Origin of the sequence: Pandoraea apista, from assembly GCF_001465595.2 — a bacterium.
GTDB lineage: Bacteria > Pseudomonadota > Gammaproteobacteria > Burkholderiales > Burkholderiaceae > Pandoraea > Pandoraea apista.
Map to the genome: position 1 here is coordinate 2,308,277 of NZ_CP013481.2, position 19,959 is coordinate 2,328,235.

At 63.3% G+C, this 19,959-nt stretch carries 16 protein-coding genes and 3 pseudogenes; 12 read left to right on the forward strand and 7 right to left on the reverse strand.

Going from position 1 to position 19,959, the window contains the following annotated elements; genetic code table 11:
- The first annotated feature begins 15 nt into the window (after positions 1-15).
- The 4 genes from purF (at position 16) to AT395_RS10745 (ending at position 5,709) form a co-directional block, all read left to right on the forward strand.
- On the forward strand, positions 16-1,536 hold the full coding sequence (purF, locus tag AT395_RS10730) for an amidophosphoribosyltransferase (RefSeq protein ID WP_042115503.1): 1,521 nt from the start codon (positions 16-18) through the stop codon (positions 1,534-1,536).
- Between the two features lie 246 nt (positions 1,537-1,782).
- Positions 1,783-2,970 carry an O-succinylhomoserine sulfhydrylase gene (locus tag AT395_RS10735; protein ID WP_048629236.1) on the forward strand — a complete coding sequence of 396 codons (1,188 nt, stop codon included), beginning with the start codon at positions 1,783-1,785 and terminating at the stop codon, positions 2,968-2,970.
- A 14-nt stretch (positions 2,971-2,984) separates the two neighbouring features.
- Positions 2,985-4,055 (forward strand): histidinol-phosphate transaminase, encoded by a 1,071-nt coding sequence (hisC, locus tag AT395_RS10740; RefSeq protein WP_048629237.1) that lies wholly within the window; start codon positions 2,985-2,987, stop codon positions 4,053-4,055.
- Between the two features lie 220 nt (positions 4,056-4,275).
- Complete coding sequence (locus AT395_RS10745) at positions 4,276-5,709, forward strand: NAD-dependent succinate-semialdehyde dehydrogenase (protein ID WP_042118218.1); 1,434 nt, start codon at positions 4,276-4,278, stop codon at positions 5,707-5,709.
- A gap of 95 nt (positions 5,710-5,804) precedes the next feature.
- Here the strand turns inward: AT395_RS10745 and AT395_RS10750 are convergent, their stop codons facing one another.
- From AT395_RS10750 to AT395_RS10765, 4 genes are all read right to left on the reverse strand, one after another.
- Complete coding sequence (locus AT395_RS10750) at positions 5,805-7,091, reverse strand: MFS transporter (RefSeq protein WP_082164806.1); 1,287 nt, start codon at positions 7,089-7,091, stop codon at positions 5,805-5,807.
- A gap of 120 nt (positions 7,092-7,211) precedes the next feature.
- Positions 7,212-8,822 carry a phosphoethanolamine transferase gene (locus AT395_RS10755; protein ID WP_048629302.1) on the reverse strand — a complete coding sequence of 537 codons (1,611 nt, stop codon included), beginning with the start codon at positions 8,820-8,822 and terminating at the stop codon, positions 7,212-7,214.
- A gap of 225 nt (positions 8,823-9,047) precedes the next feature.
- Positions 9,048-9,386, reverse strand: coding sequence for a tRNA-binding protein (locus AT395_RS10760; RefSeq protein WP_042115507.1), 339 nt, complete (start codon positions 9,384-9,386; stop codon positions 9,048-9,050).
- Positions 9,387-9,509: 123 nt separating this feature from the next.
- Complete coding sequence (locus AT395_RS10765) at positions 9,510-10,277, reverse strand: AraC family transcriptional regulator (protein WP_042115508.1); 768 nt, start codon at positions 10,275-10,277, stop codon at positions 9,510-9,512.
- A gap of 281 nt (positions 10,278-10,558) precedes the next feature.
- On the opposite strand from AT395_RS10765, the gene ssuE (AT395_RS10770) reads away from it, so the two are divergent.
- From ssuE (AT395_RS10770) to AT395_RS10795, 6 genes and pseudogenes are all read left to right on the forward strand, one after another.
- Positions 10,559-11,170: an NADPH-dependent FMN reductase gene (gene ssuE / locus AT395_RS10770; protein WP_048629238.1), complete on the forward strand. Its 612-nt coding sequence runs from the start codon at positions 10,559-10,561 to the stop codon at positions 11,168-11,170.
- Between the two features lie 14 nt (positions 11,171-11,184).
- Positions 11,185-12,336 (forward strand): FMNH2-dependent alkanesulfonate monooxygenase, encoded by a 1,152-nt coding sequence (gene ssuD, locus AT395_RS10775; protein WP_042115510.1) that lies wholly within the window; start codon positions 11,185-11,187, stop codon positions 12,334-12,336.
- A 76-nt stretch (positions 12,337-12,412) separates the two neighbouring features.
- The gene (gene ssuC, locus AT395_RS10780) at positions 12,413-13,276 is read left to right on the forward strand and encodes an aliphatic sulfonate ABC transporter permease SsuC (RefSeq protein WP_082164808.1); all 864 of its coding nucleotides are present in this window, start codon (positions 12,413-12,415) and stop codon (positions 13,274-13,276) included.
- Positions 13,273-14,289, forward strand: coding sequence for an ATP-binding cassette domain-containing protein (locus AT395_RS10785; RefSeq protein WP_082164809.1), 1,017 nt, complete (start codon positions 13,273-13,275; stop codon positions 14,287-14,289). Before ssuC ends, AT395_RS10785 begins: the two co-directional genes overlap by 4 nt.
- A 53-nt stretch (positions 14,290-14,342) precedes the next feature.
- On the forward strand, positions 14,343-14,558 hold the full coding sequence (locus AT395_RS10790; protein ID WP_010807342.1) for a TOBE domain-containing protein: 216 nt from the start codon (positions 14,343-14,345) through the stop codon (positions 14,556-14,558).
- A 244-nt stretch (positions 14,559-14,802) separates the two neighbouring features.
- Positions 14,803-15,144 (forward strand): annotated as a pseudogene (locus tag AT395_RS10795) (glutamate--tRNA ligase family protein); the annotation flags it as partial.
- A 58-nt stretch (positions 15,145-15,202) separates the two neighbouring features.
- On the opposite strand, the pseudogene AT395_RS26095 reads toward AT395_RS10795, so the two are convergent.
- The 3 genes and pseudogenes from AT395_RS26095 to AT395_RS26105 all read right to left on the reverse strand — a co-directional run.
- Positions 15,203-15,787 (reverse strand): annotated as a pseudogene (locus AT395_RS26095) (phosphoethanolamine transferase); the annotation flags it as partial.
- Positions 15,744-16,397 (reverse strand): hypothetical protein, encoded by a 654-nt coding sequence (locus AT395_RS26100; RefSeq protein WP_237165748.1) that lies wholly within the window; start codon positions 16,395-16,397, stop codon positions 15,744-15,746. The gene AT395_RS26100 and the pseudogene AT395_RS26095, both read right to left, overlap by 44 nt.
- Before the next feature lie 211 nt (positions 16,398-16,608).
- Positions 16,609-17,847, reverse strand: a complete 1,239-nt coding sequence (locus tag AT395_RS26105) for a helix-turn-helix domain-containing protein (RefSeq protein ID WP_083577657.1) — start codon at positions 17,845-17,847, stop codon at positions 16,609-16,611.
- Positions 17,848-18,115: 268 nt separating this feature from the next.
- Between AT395_RS26105 and ssuE (AT395_RS10820) the strand changes: the two genes are divergently transcribed.
- Both ssuE (AT395_RS10820) and ssuD (AT395_RS10825) read left to right on the forward strand, forming a co-directional pair.
- Complete coding sequence (gene ssuE, locus AT395_RS10820; protein WP_072632819.1) at positions 18,116-18,739, forward strand: NADPH-dependent FMN reductase; 624 nt, start codon at positions 18,116-18,118, stop codon at positions 18,737-18,739.
- Between the two features lie 14 nt (positions 18,740-18,753).
- Positions 18,754-19,904, forward strand: a pseudogene (ssuD, locus tag AT395_RS10825) (FMNH2-dependent alkanesulfonate monooxygenase).
- The last annotated feature ends 55 nt before the right edge of the window (positions 19,905-19,959 follow it).

Sequence of the window (19,959 nt, forward strand, 5' to 3'; positions counted from 1 at the left end):
TGAAGGATTCATGCCATGTGTGGCATCGTCGGTGTAGTCTCCAAATCCCCTGTCAACCAGTTTATCTACGATAGCCTGTTGCTGCTGCAGCACCGTGGCCAGGACGCTGCCGGTATCGCTACGACGGACGGCCAGTCGTTCTACATGCACAAGGGCAACGGCATGGTGCGCGACGTGTTCCGCACGCGCAACATGCGCGATTTGCCGGGCACGGTCGGTATCGGTCAGGTGCGTTACCCGACGGCCGGTACGTCGAGCGCGGCGCAAGCCCAGCCGTTCTACGTGAATGCGCCTTACGGCATCGTGCTCGCGCACAACGGCAACCTGACGAACTGGGAACAGCTCAAGGACGAGATGTTCCGCGTCGATCGCCGCCACATCAACACCACCTCTGACTCGGAAGTGCTGCTCAACGTGCTGGCGCACGAGTTGCAGCAAAGCGCGCGCGACGGATTGAGCGTCGCGTCGCTGTTCGAAGCGGTGGGCAAGGTGCATGGCCGCCTGCGCGGTTCGTATGCCATTGTCTCGATCATCTCCGGCTTCGGTCTGCTCGCGTTCCGCGATCCGAACGGTATCCGTCCGCTGTGCATCGGCCGCTTCGATGGCCCGAACGGCACGGAGTGGATGGTGGCGTCGGAGTCGGTGGCGCTGGAAGGCATGGGCTTCGCGTTCGAGCGCGACGTCAAGCCGGGTGAGGCGATCTTTATCAGCAACGACGGCGAACTGGTCTCGCAGCAGTGCTCGGAGTCGGTGTCGATGCACCCCTGCATTTTCGAACTCGTGTATCTGGCGCGTCCGGATTCGGTGCTCGACGGCGTGGCGGTCTACGACGCGCGTCTGCGCATGGGCGACTACCTCGCCGAGAAGATCCGCCGCGAGATCGACTATCAGGACATCGACGTCGTGATGCCGATTCCGGATTCGAGCCGCCCGGCGGCCATGCAGGTCGCCAAGCGACTGGGACTGAATTATCGCGAAGGCTTCTTCAAGAACCGTTACGTCGGTCGCACCTTCATCATGCCCGGTCAGGCGATGCGCAAGAAGTCGGTGCGTCAGAAGCTCAACGCCATGCGCGTCGAGTTCAAGGACAAGAACGTGCTGATCGTGGACGACTCGATCGTGCGCGGCACCACCAGCCAGGAAATCGTGCAGATGGCACGCGACGCTGGCGCGCGCAAGGTGATCTTCGCATCGGCCGCGCCGCCGGTGAAGTTCCCGAACGTGTACGGCATCGATATGCCCACGCGCAGCGAACTGGTCGCCCATGATCGCAGCGACGAAGAAGTGGCGCGCATCATCGGCGCCGACGAACTGATCTATCAGGACGTCGAAGACATGAAGGCTGCGGTGCGCGACATCAATCCGGCACTGACCGACTTCGATGCGTCGTGCTTCGACGGAAAGTACATTACGGGCGATGTGACGCCGGAGTACCTGAACCGTCTGGAGCAACAGCGCAAGGCCCCGAAGGCTCCTGTGGTGGAGTCCGGTGAGGGCGACGACAGCGAGCCGCGCGGGGCCCAGCTTGGCCTCTGAGCGGTGCCTGAGGCCGGCCAGCCGGGCGAATACCTGGCGGGCAGGGGGGATTTTCCTTCCGTGCCGGCAACGTGCTACACTGCTTCTCACGTCGATTTGATTTCAGCTTGCGGACGTGGGGGAACATCCCCGAAACAGCTAAAGCGAGGCCTAGACAGATGGATTTCGAGCCCGTTTTGCTGAATAGCGAAACGGGCTTTTCTTTTTTTGGCCGGCGATCGGGCCAACCCAATCACGAGATACACGATGGACTCCTTCGACTTCGATACCCTGGCGGTGCGCGCGGGCACGCAGCGCTCCGAGTTTGGTGAGCATTCCGAGGCGCTGTACCTGACCTCGAGCTTCGTATTCAAGAGCGCGGCAGAGGCCGCCGAACGCTTCGCGCATTCGGAGGAGGGGTTCACCTACTCGCGCTTCACCAACCCGACCGTGTCGATGTTTCAGGATCGTCTGGCCGCGCTCGAAGGCGGCGAAGCCTGCATGGCGACCTCCTCGGGCATGAGTGCCATCGTCTCGGTGGTGATGTCGGCGCTCTCCGCAGGCGATCACCTGGTTAGTTCGCAGAGCATTTTCGGCTCCACGCTGAATGTCTTCTCCACGATCTTCAGCCGCTTCGGTGTCGAGACGACATTTGTTGACCCGACCGATCTCGATGCCTGGCGCGCCGCGATTCGTCCGAACACGAAGATGTTCTTCCTTGAAACGCCGTCCAATCCGCTCACGGATATCGCCGACATTGCCGCGATCGGCAAGATCGCCAAGGAAGCGGGGGCTTTGTTCGTCGTCGATAACTGCTTCTGTACACCGGCATTGCAGCGCCCCATCGAGTATGGGGCCGACGTGGTGGTGCACTCGGCCACGAAGTACCTCGACGGTCAGGGCCGTGTGCTGGGCGGTGCCATCGTCGGCAAGAGGGACTTCATCATGGGCAAGGTCTTTACGTTCGTTCGCAGCGCGGGCCCGACCCTCTCGGCGTTTAACGCCTGGGTGTTGCTCAAGGGCATGGAGACGCTTTCGCTGCGCATCGAGCGTCAATCGGCCAACGCGCTGGCCATTGCGCAATGGCTCGAGCAGCAACCGCAAGTGGCGCGAGTCTTTTACCCGGGATTGCCGTCGCATCCGCAGTACGAACTCGCCCAGCGTCAGCAGAAGGCGGGCGGCGCGATCGTCGCGTTCGAACTCAAGGGCGCGACGCCTGCCGAGCAACGCGAGAACGCCTGGCGTGTGATCGACAACACGCGCGTGTGTTCGATCACGGGCAATCTCGGCGATACGCGTACCACGATCACGCACCCGGCGAGCACGACGCACGGTCGCATTACGCCGGAAGCGCGTGCTGCCGCCGGTATCACGGAAGGGCTGATCCGTCTGGCGGTGGGGCTGGAGTCGCCTGCCGACATTCAGGCCGATCTGGTCCGCGGTTTCGTTAGCTGAGCGGAGCCGTCCACATGAGTCGATTCTGGAGTGCTGGCGTTGCCGATCTGACGCCCTATGTGCCCGGTGAGCAGCCGCAGATGCAGCGCCTCATCAAGCTCAATACCAATGAGAACCCGTACGGCCCGTCGCCGCGTGTGCTTGCCGCGATTCGCGAGGCGCTCGGTAGCGATGCCGACGCGCTCAAACGATATCCCGATCCCGACGCCCGCCGTTTCAAGCAGACCATCGCCAAGCGGTTCGGCCTTGAAGTGGCCAATGTGCACGTAGGCAATGGCTCGGACGAAGTGCTGGCCAACGTCTTCCAGGGGCTGCTGAAGCACGACAAGCCGATTCTGTTTCCCGACATCACGTACAGCTTTTACCCGGTGTATTGCGGGTTGTACGGTGTGGCGTTCGAGAACGTGCCGCTGAGCGAGTCGTTCGAGATTCGCGTCGACGATTACCTCAGGCCGAACGGCGGCATCATCTTCCCGAATCCGAATGCACCGACGGGCCGGGTGCTGGCATCCGGCGAGATCGAGCGTCTGTTGGCAGGCAATCCGGATTCTGTGGTGGTGATCGACGAGGCGTACATCGACTTCGGCGGCGAGAGTGCCGCAGGGCTGATTGCGAAGTATCCGAACCTGCTCGTGGTGCAGACCTTGTCGAAGTCGCGCTCGCTCGCCGGGTTGCGTCTGGGGTTCGCCATCGGGCATCCGGATCTGATCGAAGCGCTCGAGCGGGTGAAGAACAGCTTCAACTCGTACCCGCTCGACCGGCTCGCGCAGGCAGCCGGTGTCGCAGCCATCGAAGACGAAGCGTATTTCGATCAGACACGTCGGGCTGTCATGGCAAGCCGGGAGGGGCTGGTGGCCCGTCTGACGGCGCTGGGTTTCGAGGTGCTGCCCTCGACGGCGAACTTCGTGTTCGCGCGTCACCCGTCGCACGACGCGGCGCAACTGGCCGCCGCGCTGCGTGAGCGCTCGATCATCGTGCGGCACTTCAAGCACGCACGCGTGGCGCAGTTCCTGCGCATTACCGTGGGCACCGAGGCCGAGTGCCAGGCATTCACAGACGCATTGAAGGAAATTCTGGCGAGTTAAGACGCCGTACGGGCAGTTGGATGCCCGGTTTCGTATCGCATGACGGGACAAGTCCGCGTCCCAACGGGCCGGCAACGCAGGGAAAACACGCCCGGCGCTGCCGGTTTTTTTTTCGGCGATTTGCTGCCCGCCCTTGTCTTGCCCGGCCACGGTGGGAAGGCAACAGGAAAATGCGGCGTGCGTTATGCTGTTGGGCGTGTTGCCAACCGGAGACTTCAGCATGTCGCATAACGTAGAACTTTTCATTAACGGACAGTGGAAGGCGGGCGTAGAAGGCCTCACGCTGCCGATCGAAAACCCGGCCACGGGCGAGACCATCGGAACGGTGGCACGCGCGACGCAGCCGGATCTGGACGCTGCCCTGGCCGCCGCCGAAGCCGGTTTTGCCAAGTGGCGCGAAATTGCCCCGTTCGAGCGCGCCAAGCTCATGCGAAAGGCTGCGGGTCTGCTGCGCGAGCGCGTGGGCGATATCGCACGTCAGATGACGATGGAGCAGGGCAAACCGATTGGCGAAGCCAAGGGCGAAGTGCTCTCGGCCGCCGATGTCATCGAATTCTTTGCGGAAGAGGGCAAGCGTGCCTACGGCCGTCTGGTGCCGGCGCGTGTGCCGAACGTCTACCAAATGGTGATCCAGTCGCCTGTGGGTGCAGTGGCGGCGTTCACGCCGTGGAATTTCCCCGTCAATCAGGTCGTGCGCAAGGTGTCCGCTGCGCTGGCCGCCGGGTGCTCGGTGATCGTGAAGGCCCCGGAAGAGACGCCCGCGTCGCCGGCTGCGCTGATTCGCGCCTTCGCCGATGCCGGTCTGCCCGACGGTGTGCTCAACCTCGTGTACGGCGTGCCGGCCGAGATTTCGTCGTACCTGATTCCGCATCCGACCATCCGCAAGGTGTCGTTCACGGGCTCCACGCCGGTGGGCAAGCAACTGGCCGCCATGGCCGGTCTGCACATGAAGCGCGTGACGATGGAGCTCGGTGGTCATGCGCCCGCATTGATTTTCAACGATGCCGACATTGCGGCCGCCGTACGCAACCTTGCGGCGGGCAAGTTCCGCAACGCCGGTCAGGTGTGTATCGCCCCGACGCGTTTCCTCGTGCAGCGCGGTGTGTACGACCAGTTCGTCGACGCTTTCGTGAAGGCCGCCGAGTCGATTCGCGTCGGCAACGGTCTGGACCCCGAAACGACGATGGGCCCGCTGGTCAACGGCAAGCGTTTCGAAGCGATCAGCGCCATTGTGGACGACGCCGTCGCCAAGGGGGCGCAGCTCAAGACCGGTGGCAAGCGCGCGGCGGAAGGCGGTTATTTCTACGCGCCGACGGTGCTGTGCAATGTGCCGATGAGCGCGAAGATCATGCACGAAGAGCCGTTCGGCCCGGTGGCCATCGTCAACCCGTTCGACACGGAAGAGGAGGCCATCGCCGAGGCGAATCGCCTGCCGTACGGTCTGGCCGCATATGCGTACACGACTTCGCAAGGCACGGCGCATCGTCTGTCGGCGCGTGTCGAGAGCGGTATGCTGACGATCAACCATTCGGGTCTGGCGTTGCCGGAAGTACCGTTCGGCGGTGTGAAGGACAGCGGTTACGGTTCGGAGGGCGGTCCGGAAGCCCTCGAAGCGTATTTGCAACCGAAGTTCGTGACGCGTCTGGAAGTCTGACGCGTACCCGCTAAGGGAAAAGGCCGATGCGAGCAATCGCATCGGCTTTTTTGTTGCCGCTTTGCCAGCTTGCCGGCTTGCCGGTGACGAGGCGCCTATCCGGCGTGCACCGCATCGAGTGAGGCGAGCCGTACGGCGGGCGAACAAAGGATGATGCCGAGTTGTAAGGCGAATCCGGCTGCCATACCCATCAGGCAGGCTGTTGTGCCGAAGCTGGCCGCGAGCCATGCGCCCAGAAACGCGCCGAGCGGACGCGCACCGAACGTCGCGGTCATGATTGCCGCCGACACGCGAGCCACTCGTCCGGCGGGCGTGACGACCTGCCGCAACGAGGTTGTCGAAATCGTCCACACGATGGGGCCGAAACCGAACAGGAAGAAGGCGCCGAAGACCGCACCATAGATCGTTACTCTGCCGGACAGCGATAACGTTCCCACCATCAATAGGGCCGCAATAGCCGCGCAAACCGGCCCGAGAAGGATCTGTCTGCCGAACCGGAAGTGCGCTGCGAGGCGTGCATAGCCAAACGCGCCACAGACCATCCCGAAGCCATAAACGCCCAGTGCAATGCCTACCGTCTGCGCTGTGAACCCGAGCGAGTCAATCGCGTAGTACGCGAAGACTGCGAGCAGCAGGTACCACGAGGTATTGAAAACGAAGGCGGTCGCGACGATAGGGCGCAGGTATCGGTTCAGGGCAATGAAGCTGACACCTTCCGTCAACTCATGGAAGAAATGACGCCGCGATACCGGCCGGGGTGCCTCCTGCGGCAGCCGCGACAGGCAATAGGCGCTGACGAGCGAGAGCAGCAATGCCCCGGCGAAGGCGAGGGTGCCCGAGGCCCATCCCGCGAGCAGGCCGCCGAGTGCGGGGCCGGCGGTGAATGCCACGCTGCGGGCAATTTCCAGCCGTCGGTTCGCCGTGAGCAAGTCTGCCTGCCCCACGAGGGCGGCGACCAGCGAAGGGGCCGCCGCACCGAACACCACTGTGCCCGTTGCCATGGCAAAGCCGAGAACGGCCAGTGCGGTGAGCGTCAGCAGGCCGCTATGGAACAGGGCGAACAGAAGCAGCAGCGCAGTAGCGCGCAGCAGTTCCGTCGCGATCATGAGCGGTTTGCGCCGGTATCGATCCGCGAGTCCACCGGCGGGCAGCGACAGCAGCAGAAATGGCAATGTCGTTGCCCCTTGCAGCGATGCCGTTTGCCCTGCCGATGCCCCCAGCGCCATGACCGCGACGATCGGAATGACGGCAAGCGTCATCTGTTCGCTGAACTGCGCCGCCAGATTGGCGCGCGCGAGATCGCTGACCAGCGAGGGCATGCGCGATGCATCGATACGCGTCTCGGGCGAGGCGATTGCGTGCTGTGGGGTGCCATCGGCCATTGAGACTACTCCGTTCCGCTGCGTTTTGAGGGGAAATCCCTCCGGCGCAGTCTAGGCCGATGGACGCACGCAAACGCTCCGTTTCTTGCGCTTGAATTCGAACGCCAACGCGGGCTCGCCTCAGTAGGCTTGCCCGTTGATGCTGCGCGGCTGCGGCCGGAACGCGTCGCTCAGCACATCGTGCGAAGCGTCGTAGTACGCCGAGTCGATATCGAGCATGCCGAGCATGGTGTGTTCGATCTGGTCTGTCTGGTACGGCCGCGATTCGAGCGTTGCGCGTGTTTGCGAATCGATCGTGTCTTTTGTCCAGACGAGCATGGGAATCTCATAGCCCGACGCATCGGCGACAGATTGCCCCGTGTGATTGCGCGTGTGGCCGACTTCCTGCGCATGATCGGCACTGAACAGCAGACTGGCGTCGGTCGATGCCGTCGCCGACATCGTTTTGCGAATCAGATTGGCGACCACGTAATCGTTGTACGCAATGGCGTTGTCGTACTCGTTGCGCAAACGTCGCACCCACAGCGAGCGCCCTTGTGCCTCCAGATCGGCCATCACGGTATCGTCGGTGTTGTCGAAGCGCGCGAACTCCTCCGGGTAGCGCATATCGTAGGTCGGGTGCGCCCCCAGCAAATGTACGATGATGAGCTTGCGAGGTGCGTCGCTCGCGAGCGCGGCATCGAAGGGCGGCAGCAGATTGCCGTCGAAATTGTTCTCGCCGCGCCCGAACCCCTTGTTGATGAATACCCGCTCGTCGGCGCGATTGGCGACCAGTCCGAGCCAGCCGTCGTTAGGCACCTGATTCGAGATCCAATAGGTGCGATATCCGGCTTCCCGGGCAAGCATGATGAGATCGGGCTGACGCATCCAGCCCTCGGGATCTTCGAGGCTCGCCGGCGTGAGCATCTTCATGAGTGAAGCCATCGTTGCCGGCGCGGACGACACCACGTCGCGGAACACAGTGAGGTCGTTGCGCATCGAGTTGAGCATGGGCGTGGTGTTGCGCGCATAGCCATAGAGCGACATGTTGTTGCGGTTCAGGCTCTCGCCGATCACCCATACGACAGTCTTGCGCTCAGGCCCGAGATACTGCACGCGCCAGTCCGCGCGCTGGGCCATGTTTTGCTCGAGTTCTCGTTGCAGCTTGCCGGCGTGAGCCAACTGCCCCTGATAGTCGAGATAGCGAATGGGCCAGTAGAGCAGTGGGTTCTCTTTGGCCATGGTCGGATTCAGATGCAGTGCGAGAAAGCCCGTGAGCAAGCTGACAACGGCGATCTTGCCGCTGCGGCGCAGCAACGGCGGAGAACTCGCGGCCTCGGTTCTCGACAGTCGGTGCTCCAGCACGACAACGGCCGACATCAGTATCGCGAAGACGGTGCTCGCCTCGGCGATGTCGCGCCAGTGGTGACGGAAGAACTCGCCGGCTTCCGATGGGTTGGTGTTGAACACCGCTTGTAACACCAACAGATGGTTCGGACGCAGACCAAAGTAATCGCGCAAGAATCCCTTGGTCGCGGCGTCGAGAAAGAAGATGGCGATGACGCCGAGCGTGGTGACGCTCAGCCACACCGCCCGTGCGCGCAGCAACAGGCATAGACCTGCGAGTCCGGGCAGTGCAGTTACCATGAGCGCCGCACTCTTGCCGTATTCGCTGGCGCCGAGCATGCCAAACGCCCAGAACAGGGTGAGTCCGCCCAGTCCGAGACAAAGGCGGTAAAGCAGTGATTTCAAGATCGTGTCCCCCAAAACTTCGCGCGCGTCGTGGCGTGTCTGTCGATGACCGGCAGATCGGTTCGGCCGGCGTCGGAATTCGACCAAAGATTGGGGATTTGGTGTCATGCGTCCGAAGATCTTCGGACGAATTGTTCAGTATTCGGGAACGATCGTCTCGCCCAGTGGCCTGCCGTGGGGCGATGGCAGGCAACAGGCTTCGTGGCGCCTGGCAGTTAGTTCAGTTCAGTGCAGACGTGCGCCGTTGGGGACGGCGCGTTCCACTCCCGCGAGCACGATCGCGCCAGAGGCGTCGGCAAAGCCGGTCACCAACACTTCCGAGGCAACGCCGGCAATGCGTTTGGGGGCGAAATTGCAAACGCACAGCACTTGTCTGCCGACAAGCGCCTCCGGAGTGTAGTGCACGGTGATCTGTGCGCTGGAGGTTTTCACGCCCAATGCCCCCAGATCGACTTCCAGCACATAAGCGGGCTTCTTCGCTTTCTCATTGACGCGGGCCGCCACAATCGTCCCCACGCGTAAATCGATTTTCTCGAAGTCCTGCCACTCGATGGTCTCGGCCATATCCGGTTCCTTTGTCCTTGTCGACGGATGAATAGGCGCAAAGCGTAGCCGGTTGTCGCCGCATCCGGCTTGTGAATTTCGGCAGACGGCGGCCGGCTCGTACAGTACGAGGGGGCTGCCGGATCAGTCGCACCCGGTGTGCTCGCGGCGCCAGACCGCAGGCGTTTGACCGTATTGCCGGCGAAAGGCGTGGGTGAGGGCGCTCTGGTCGTTGAAACCAACGTCGAGCGCGATGTCGGCGAGCGTCGCGTCGCTCTGCGTGAGCAGCGACGCCGCGCGCGCGAGCCGGAGGCGCATCAGATGCCGGTGAGGTGTCTCTCCGGTCATCGCAACGAAGCAATCGTGAAAGTGCCGCACGCTCATGCCGGCGTCCTGTGCCAGCGTCGCCGTGTCAAGCGGCGTGGACAGTTCGGCTTGCAGCCGCGCGTCGATACGCGCCAGATCCAGCCGCACCGAACGCAACGCGGGGCGCGTCGGTGCCAGCCTTGCCGTAAGGGCGTTGAGCCACTCGCGAACGACCGGATCGTTGCCGCTCAGCGGGAGTCCGTCTCGCGCATTCGCACTGACTCGCCGGACCAGCGCCAGCAGCTTGGTATCAAGCGCGAAAAACGCCTCGTGTGCGAACGCTCGTTCGGTGCCGGTCTTGGCGGCAAGGTGTGAGGGCACGTCGAGCACGACCTGCCGATTCGGACCGTCTCCCCGATAGTCGTGCCGCACTCCCGCCGGAATCACCACGCCGTTGCGTGCCCCAACGCGGCCAAACTGCATGGCATGGCCATCCAGCGAAATCGACATGCGCCCCGATAGCCCGATCACGACCTGATGAAAGTCGTGCGTGTCGGTGCTGTCGGTCGGACGGTACTCGCGCAGTTCGAGAATCGGGGCAGACATGATCGGGTGACGGCAAACGCTCGGGAATCAGACGTTAGCACCGTTCTGGGGAATAAGGCGCGGAAGGTGCATGACTTCAGGTTATGAAAAAACGCGCAAAGCAATCCCGGATTCATTGGTTCGGGCGCGCGGAGCGGATCGCTACACTGGTTCTCCAGTGGCCGGGACTGCTCCGGCCGGCACCGCGCGAACCGCTTGCCGGACGGGAGCGGGCCCGGTGCGCTTCAATTTCTCAGGGCCAGCGTAGCAGCACGCGTGCGGCCCCTCTTTGGCAGGGAAGTATGATATACGCCGTCACGATCTCGGGCAGCCCGTCGGCCGCCTCGCGCAGCGCCCGGTTGCTGCGTTTTGTCGAAACTGAACTGGCTGCGGCCGGCATCGCGGTGCGTCGCATCGATATTCGCGCGCTCTCGCCCGCAGCGTTGCTCGCCGCCGACACGTCGCACGACGACCTTCGCCATGCGCTCGCGCAAGTCGCCGGTGCGCAGGCCGTGGTGGTTGCGACACCCGTATACAAGGCTGCCTACAGTGGCCTGCTCAAAGCCTTCCTCGATGTGCTCCCGCAAGACGGACTGGCCGACAAGCTGGTCGCGCCGTTTGCCACGGGCGGTAGTCCCGCGCACTTGCTCGCGCTCGATTACGCACTCAAGCCGGTGCTTTCCGCACTCGGGGCGCAACATATTTTGCGTGGCGTGTTTGCCGTCGACCAGCAGGTGCCGAAGGAAGATGGCGCCACGCTCGATGCGCCGATTGCCCAACGTCTGGGTACCACGGTCGATCAGCTTTCGCAGTGGCTGCATGAACGCGAAGTGATTCGTCAGTGGCCGGCCACCGCTGCTACCGCTGCCGCAGCGGCGCGCTCCGCTGCGGCCCGGGCAACGCTCGCCGCCTGATCCCCGGAGCTCACATGCAAGTCTTCTGGTTCATTCCGACACACGGCGATACACGCTATCTGGGAACGTCCGACGGCGGACGCGTATTTGATTTCGATTACGCGCGGCAGATCGCCAGCGCCGTGGATTCGCTGGGCTACGAGGGGGTTTTGCTGCCCACCGGGCGCTCTTGCGAAGACGCCTGGGTGACGGCATCGAGCCTCATCGGTGCCACCCGGAATCTGAAATTTCTCGTCGCCGTTCGTCCGGGAATCGCTTCGCCCGCGCTGACGGCACGCATGGCTTCGACGTTCGATCGCCTATCGGGGGGCAGGTTGTTGATCAACGTTGTCACAGGCGGCGATGCGGGCGAACTGGAAGGCGACGGCTTCTTTGCCGATCATGCCGAGCGCTACGCCGTGACCGACGAATTTCTGCGCATCTGGCGTTCGCTGTTCGAGAAATCGCACCATGGTGAGAGCGTCGATTTCGAAGGCAAACATCTGCGGGCGAAGGGGGCGAAACTGTTTTTCCCGCCGGTGCAAACGCCGTATCCGCCGCTTTATTTCGGCGGCTCGTCGGAGGTGGCGCGCCAGATCGCCGCCGAGCAACTCGACGTCTATCTGACTTGGGGCGAACCGCTTGCCGACGTGGCCGAGAAGATTGCCGACGTGCGTGCGCGCGCCGCCAAACTCGGACGCACGTTGCGCTTCGGCCTGCGTTTGCATGTGATCGTGCGGGAGACGGAAGACGAAGCGTGGCGCGCGGCCGATGCCCTCATCAGCAAGCTCGACGACGAAACCATTGCGCGCGTGCAGACGCAGTTCGCCAAGATGGACTCGGAAGGCCAGCGGCGCATGGCGGCGCTGCACGGCGGGCGTCGCGACAAGCTCGTGATCGCCCCCAATCTGTGGGCGGGCGTGGGGCTCGTGCGCGGCGGCGCAGGCACGGCGCTCGTGGGCGATGGACCGACGGTGGCGCAGCGTTTGCGTGAGTACGCCGATCTGGGCATCGACACCTTCATTCTGTCGGGCTATCCGCACCTCGAAGAGGCCTACCGTTTCGCCGAACTGGTGTTCCCGCATCTGCCTCGCAACGTGCGCGAGCGGCTGGGCAATGTCTCGCTCTCGGGGCCGATCGGCGAGGTCATGGCCAACAACCTCGTGCCAAGGGCGTCACAAAGCTGAACGCTATACGGCATCGAACCCGTCTCACCACGATTTGAAGAGAAGCGGGGCCGTAGGGCCTCGGGGAGAAATTCGCATGACGCAAACCACCTTGCAAACGACCGCGACCGACGCCACAGCCACGATCCCCGTTGTCAGTGGCGGTGGCACGCTGCAACGCTATTGGCGCACGGCAGCGAGACGGCTTGCCCCGTGGGCGGTGCCTATCGTGCTGGTCGCGCTCTGGCAGTTGGCCGCGCAGGAGGGCTGGCTGTCGACGCGGGTATTGCCCGCGCCGTCAGCCGTGGTCGACGCCGCCTGGCAACTTGCTGTCAGCGGTCAGATCTGGCGCGACATTGGCGTGTCGACCGGCCGCGCAGTGATCGGCTTTCTGATCGGTGGCGGCCTCGGTCTGCTGCTGGGCATGTTGACCGGCTTGTCGCGAGTGGCGGAAACGGCGCTCGATTCCTCGTTTCAGATGCTGCGCAATATCCCGCATCTGGCGCTCATCCCGCTCGTGATCCTGTGGTTCGGCATTGACGAAAAGGCCAAGCTGTTTCTGGTGTCCATCGGCGTGTTTTTCCCGATGTACCTGAACACCTACGCGGGCATTCGTGCTGTCGACCCGGCGCTCGTCGAAATGGCGCGCAGTTACGGTCTGCGGGGCTGGGCCCTGTATCGCGACGTGATTCTGCCGGGCGCGCTGCCGTCGATTCTGGTGGGCGTGCGCTTCTCGCTGGGCCTGATGTGGGTGACGCTGATCGTGGCGGAAACCATCTCGGCGCAATCGGGTATCGGCTATCTGACGATGAACGCCCGGGAGTTCCTCCAGACCGACATCGTGCTCGTGGGGATTCTGTTGTACGCGTTGCTGGGCAAGCTGGCCGACGTGCTGGCCAAAGAACTGGAATTTCGCTGGTTGCGTTGGCATCCGGCCTTTCAACGAGGAGCCGTCGCATGAGCGCACAACAATTGGCCCCGGTCGCGGGCGTCGACATTGAAGCCGAATGGAAGGCGGAGCAACGCGCCACGGGCCGCGTGCCGCTCGATCCGCAAGCCGACCCGTTCGGCACGCAACTGCCGCTCGGTAGGGGCATTACCGCCCACGCGGTATCGCGTACGGCGCAGGGGACGAATCTTAAAGTGGTGCCTCCTGCAAGTGAGGTGGAGGCTCCGGCATCGACGGGCGGCGGTCTGCGCATCGACGGCGTGGGCAAGCGCTACGGTACACGCTCGGTGCTCTCGGATTTTTCGCTGGCGATTCCGCGAGGTGGGTTTGCCGCCATCGTGGGGCGAAGCGGCTGCGGCAAGTCCACGCTGCTGCGGCTGATCGCGGGCCTTGAGACACCCGACGCGGGGCGTATTGCGCTCGACGGACACGCGCTCAGTGGCGCGTCCGGCGCGGTGTCCACCCGCATCATGTTCCAGGATGCGCGTCTGCTGCCGTGGCGCACGGTGCTGGAGAACGTCGCCCTCGGGCTGCCGAAATCGTCGCACGCCAAGGCCTTGGAAGTACTGGGCGAAGTCGGATTGGCCGAGCGCGCCAACGATTGGCCCAGCCAACTGTCGGGCGGTCAGCGCCAACGAGTAGCACTGGCACGCGCCCTGGTGCATCAACCCGATTTGCTATTGCTGGACGAACCGCTCGGCGCACTCGACGCACTTACGCGCATCGAGATGCACGCGCTGATCGAACGTCTGTGGCGTGCCCATGGCTTCACGGCATTGCTGGTCACGCACGATGTGCAGGAGGCGGTAGCGCTGGCCGATCGCGTAGTGCTCATCGAGCAGGGCCAGTTAGGTCTTGATCAACCGGTGTCGCTGGCGCGTCCACGCGCTCGCGGCAGTGTCGAGTTTGCCGGACTTGAGGCCCAGGTACTCGCGCGTGTGCTCCAAACCGAACCGTCGGCGAGCGCCCATGTTCCCGCCCCCGAGCCGCTGTGGCCGGCGGCGACGGTGCGCTGGGCAGTCTGACGTCATCCGTTCATTCGTTTTTCCGAAGTTTTTTCCGAACACAGGAGTTCATCATGGGTATCACTGCCATCAACGTCCGTAACCAGTTCAAAGGCCGCATTCGCGAAATCCTGCGCGGCCCGGTCTTGTCCGAAGTCGACGTCGAAACGCCGAGCGGCATCGTCACCTCGGTAATCACCACACGCTCGATCGACGAACTGCGTCTGGACGTCGGTTCGGAAGTCGTGGCCCTCGTCAAGGCCACCGAGGTCTCGCTCGCCAAGCTCTGACGCTGGCGGCCCGGCGCCTGATCGCGCTGCAAATTTCCGAGTTCTCGGGACCGCATCGGACGCGCGCGGGAGCGGCGTCCGATGCGGATGACGGGAAATTCCGATGCCGCTCTCGGACTGTGCCGCGAATGCACGCACTCGGCTGATATAATGATGGCTTCCAAATGTTGGCGACCCGCCTGCGCGAGACCCTCCGCCGCGGGCGTTTTTGTTTGTTGCCGACGCGATGCACCGAAGCCAAACCATGACCACTGTCCGCACCCGCTTTGCGCCTAGCCCGACCGGATTCATCCATCTGGGCAACATCCGTTCCGCTCTCTATCCGTGGGCCTTCGCGCGTCACAATCAAGGCACGTTCGTGCTGCGCATCGAAGACACCGATCTCGAGCGCTCGACCCCGGAAGCCGTGCAGGTCATTCTCGAAGGCATGGAATGGCTCGGCCTCGACTACGACGAAGGCCCGTTCTACCAGATGCAGCGCATGGATCGCTATCGCGAAGTGCTTGAGCAACTGAAGGACGCCGGTCACATCTATCCGTGCTACATGAGCGTGGAAGAACTCGACGCGTTGCGCGAACAGCAACGTTGTACGCAATGGCGTTGTCGTACTCGTTGCGCAAACGTCGCACCCACAGCGAGCGCCCTTGTGCCTCCAGATCGGCCATCACGGTATCGTCGGTGTTGTCGAAGCGCGCGAACTCCTCCGGGTAGCGCATATCGTAGGTCGGGTGCGCCCCCAGCAAATGTACGATGATGAGCTTGCGAGGTGCGTCGCTCGCGAGCGCGGCATCGAAGGGCGGCAGCAGATTGCCGTCGAAATTGTTCTCGCCGCGCCCGAACCCCTTGTTGATGAATACCCGCTCGTCGGCGCGATTGGCGACCAGTCCGAGCCAGCCGTCGTTAGGCACCTGATTCGAGATCCAATAGGTGCGATATCCGGCTTCCCGGGCAAGCATGATGAGATCGGGCTGACGCATCCAGCCCTCGGGATCTTCGAGGCTCGCCGGCGTGAGCATCTTCATGAGTGAAGCCATCGTTGCCGGCGCGGACGACACCACGTCGCGGAACACAGTGAGGTCGTTGCGCATCGAGTTGAGCATGGGCGTGGTGTTGCGCGCATAGCCATAGAGCGACATGTTGTTGCGGTTCAGGCTCTCGCCGATCACCCATACGACAGTCTTGCGCTCAGGCCCGAGATACTGCACGCGCCAGTCCGCGCGCTGGGCCATGTTTTGCTCGAGTTCTCGTTGCAGCTTGCCGGCGTGAGCCAACTGCCCCTGATAGTCGAGATAGCGAATGGGCCAGTAGAGCAGGGTTCTCTTTGGCCATGGTCGGATTCAGATGCAGTGCGAGAAAGCCCGTGAGCAAGCTGACAACGGCGATCTTGCCGCTGCGGCGCAGCAACGGCGGAGAACTCGCGGCCTCGGTTCTCGACAGTCGGTGCTCCAGCACGACAACGGCCGACATCAGTATCGCGAAGACGGTGCTCGCCTCGGCGATGTCGCGCCAGTGGTGACGGAAGAACTCGCCGGCTTCCGATGGGTTGGTGTTGAACACCGCTTGTAACACCAACAGATGGTTCGGACGCAGACCAAAGTAATCGCGCAAGAATCCCTTGGTCGCGGCGTCGAGAAAGAAGATGGCGATGACGCCGAGCGTGGTGACGCTCAGCCACACCGCCCGTGCGCGCAGCAACAGGCATAGACCTGCGAGTCCGGGCAGTGCAGTTACCATGAGCGCCGCACTCTTGCCGTATTCGCTGGCGCCGAGCATGCCAAACGCCCAGAACAGGGTGAGTCCGCCCAGTCCGAGACAAAGGCGGTAAAGCAGTGATTTCAAGATCGTGTCCCCCAAAACTTCGCGCGCGTCGTGGCGTGTCTGTCGATGACCGGCAGATCGGTTCGGCCGGCGTCGGAATTCGACCAAAATTGGGGATTTGGTGTCATGCGTCCGAGATCTTCGGACGAATTGTTCAGTATTCGGAACGATCGTCTCGCCCAGTGGCCTGCCGTGGGCGATGGCAGGCAACAGGCTTCGTGGCGCCTGGCAGTTAGTTCAGTTCAGTGCAGACGTGCGCCGTTGGGGACGGCGCGTTCCACTCCGCGAGCACGATCGCGCCAGAGGCGTCGGCAAAGCCGGTCACCAACACTTCCGAGGCAACGCCGGCAATGCGTTTGGGGGCGAAATTGCAAACGCACAGCACTTGTCTGCCGACAAGCGCCTCCGGAGTGTAGTGCACGGTGATCTGTGCGCTGGAGTTTTCACGCCCAATGCCCCCAGATCGACTTCCAGCACATAAGCGGGCTCTTCGCTTTCTCATTGGACGCGGGCCGCCACAATCGTCCCCACGCGTAAATCGATTTTCTCGAAGTCCTGCCACTCGATGGTCTCGGCCATATCCGGTTCCTTTGTCCTTGTCGACGGATGAATAGGCGCAAAGCGTAGCCGGTTGTCGCCGCATCCGGCTTGTGAATTTCGGCAGACGGCGGCCGGCTCGTACAGTACGAGGGGGCTGCCGGATCAGTCGCACCCGGTGTGCTCGCGGCGCCAGACCGCAGGCGTTTGACCGTATTGCCGGCGAAAGGCGTGGGTGAGGGCGCTCTGGTCGTTGAAAACCAACGTCGAGCGCGATGTCGGCGAGCGTCGCGTCGCTCTGCGTGAGCAGCGACGCCGCGCGCGCGAGCCGGAGGCGCATCAGATGCCGGTGAGGTGTCTCTCCGGTCATCGCAACGAAGCAATCGTGAAAGTGCCGCACGCTCATGCCGGCGTCCTGTGCCAGCGTCGCCGTGTCAAGCGGCGTGGACAGTTCGGCTTGCAGCCGCGCGTCGATACGCGCCAGATCCAGCCGCACCGAACGCAACGCGGGGCGCGTCGGTGCCAGCCTTGCCGTAAGGGCGTTGAGCCACTCGCGAACGACCGGATCGTTGCCGCTCAGCGGGAGTCCGTCTCGCGCATTCGCACTGACTCGCCGGACCAGCGCCAGCAGCTTGGTATCAAGCGCGAAAAACGCCTCGTGTGCGAACGCTCGTTCGGTGCCGGTCTTGGCGGCAAGGTGTGAGGGCACGTCGAGCACGACCTGCCGATTCGGACCGTCTCCCCGATAGTCGTGCCGCACTCCCGCCGGAATCACCACGCCGTTGCGTGCCCCAACGCGGCCAAACTGCATGGCATGGCCATCCAGCGAAATCGACATGCGCCCCGATAGCCCGATCACGACCTGATGAAAGTCGTGCGTGTCGGTGCTGTCGGTCGGACGGTACTCGCGCAGTTCGAGAATCGGGGCAGACATGATCGGGTGACGGCAAACGCTCGGGAATCAGACGTTAGCACCGTTCTGGGGAATAAGGCGCGGAAGGTGCATGACTTCAGGTTATGAAAAAACGCGCAAAGCAATCCCGGATTCATTGGTTCGGGCGCGCGGAGCGGATCGCTACACTGGTTCTCCAGTGGCCGGGACTGCTCCGGCCGGCACCGCGCGAACCGCTTGCCGGACGGGAGCGGGCCCGGTGCGCTTCAATTTCTCAGGGCCAGCGTAGCAGCACGCGTGCGGCCCCTCTTTGGCAGGGAAGTATGATATACGCCGTCACGATCTCGGGCAGCCCGTCGCCGCCTCGCGCAGCGCCCGGTTGCTGCGTTTTGTCGAAACTGAACTGGCTGCGGCCGGCATCGCGGTGCGTCGCATCGATATTCGCGCGCTCTCGCCCGCAGCGTTGCTCGCCGCCGACACGTCGCACGACGACCTTCGCCATGCGCTCGCGCAAGTCGCCGGTGCGCAGGCCGTGGTGGTTGCGACACCCGTATACAAGGCTGCCTACAGTGGCCTGCTCAAAGCCTTCCTCGATGTGCTCCCGCAAGACGGACTGGCCGACAAGCTGGTCGCGCCGTTTGCCACGGGCGGTAGTCCCGCGCACTTGCTCGCGCTCGATTACGCACTCAAGCCGGTGCTTTCCGCACTCGGGGCGCAACATATTTTGCGTGGCGTGTTTGCCGTCGACCAGCAGGTGCCGAAGGAAGATGGCGCCACGCTCGATGCGCCGATTGCCCAACGTCTGGGTACCACGGTCGATCAGCTTTCGCAGTGGCTGCATGAACGCGAAGTGATTCGTCAGTGGCCGGCCACCGCTGCTACCGCTGCCGCAGCGGCGCGCTCCGCTGCGGCCCGGGCAACGCTCGCCGCCTGATCCCCGGAGCTCACATGCAAGTCTTCTGGTTCATTCCGACACACGGCGATACACGCTATCTGGGAACGTCCGACGGCGGACGCGTATTTGATTTCGATTACGCGCGGCAGATCGCCAGCGCCGTGGATTCGCTGGGCTACGAGGGGGTTTTGCTGCCCACCGGGCGCTCTTGCGAAGACGCCTGGGTGACGGCATCGAGCCTCATCGGTGCCACCCGGAATCTGAAATTTCTCGTCGCCGTTCGTCCGGGAATCGCTTCGCCCGCGCTGACGGCACGCATGGCTTCGACGTTCGATCGCCTATCGGGGGCAGGTTGTTGATCAACGTTGTCACAGGCGGCGATGCGGGCGAACTGGAAGGCGACGGCTTCTTTGCCGATCATGCCGAGCGCTACGCCGTGACCGACGAATTTCTGCGCATCTGGCGTTCGCTGTTCGAGAAATCGCACCATGGTGAGAGCGTCGATTTCGAAGGCAAACATCTGCGGGCGAAGGGGGCGAAACTGTTTTTCCCGCCGGTGCAAACGCCGTATCCGCCGCTTTATTTCGGCGGCTCGTCGGAGGTGGCGCGCCAGATCGCCGCCGAGCAACTCGACGTCTATCTGACTTGGGGCGAACCGCTTGCCGACGTGGCCGAGAAGATTGCCGACGTGCGTGCGCGCGCCGCCAAACTCGGACGCACGTTGCGCTTCGGCCTGCGTTTGCATGTGATCGTGCGGGAGACGGAAGACGAAGCGTGGCGCGCGGCCGATGCCCTCATCAGCAAGCTCGACGACGAAACCATTGCGCGCGTGCAGACGCAGTTCGCCAAGATGGACTCGGAAGGCCAGCGGCGCATGGCGGCGCTGCACGGCGGGCGTCGCGACAAGCTCGTGATCGCCCCCAATCTGTGGGCGGGCGTGGGGCTCGTGCGCGGCGGCGCAGGCACGGCGCTCGTGGGCGATGGACCGACGGTGGCGCAGCGTTTGCGTGAGTACGCCGATCTGGGCATCGACACCTTCATTCTGTCGGGCTATCCGCACCTCGAAGAGGCCTACCGTTTCGCCGAACTGGTGTTCCCGCATCTGCCTCGCAACGTGCGCGAGCGGCTGGGCAATGTCTCGCTCTCGGGGCCGATCGGCGAGGTCATGGCCAACAACCTCGTGCCAAGGGCGTCACAAAGCTGAACGCTATACGGCATCGAACCCGTCTCACCACGATTTGAAGAGAAGCGGGGCCGTA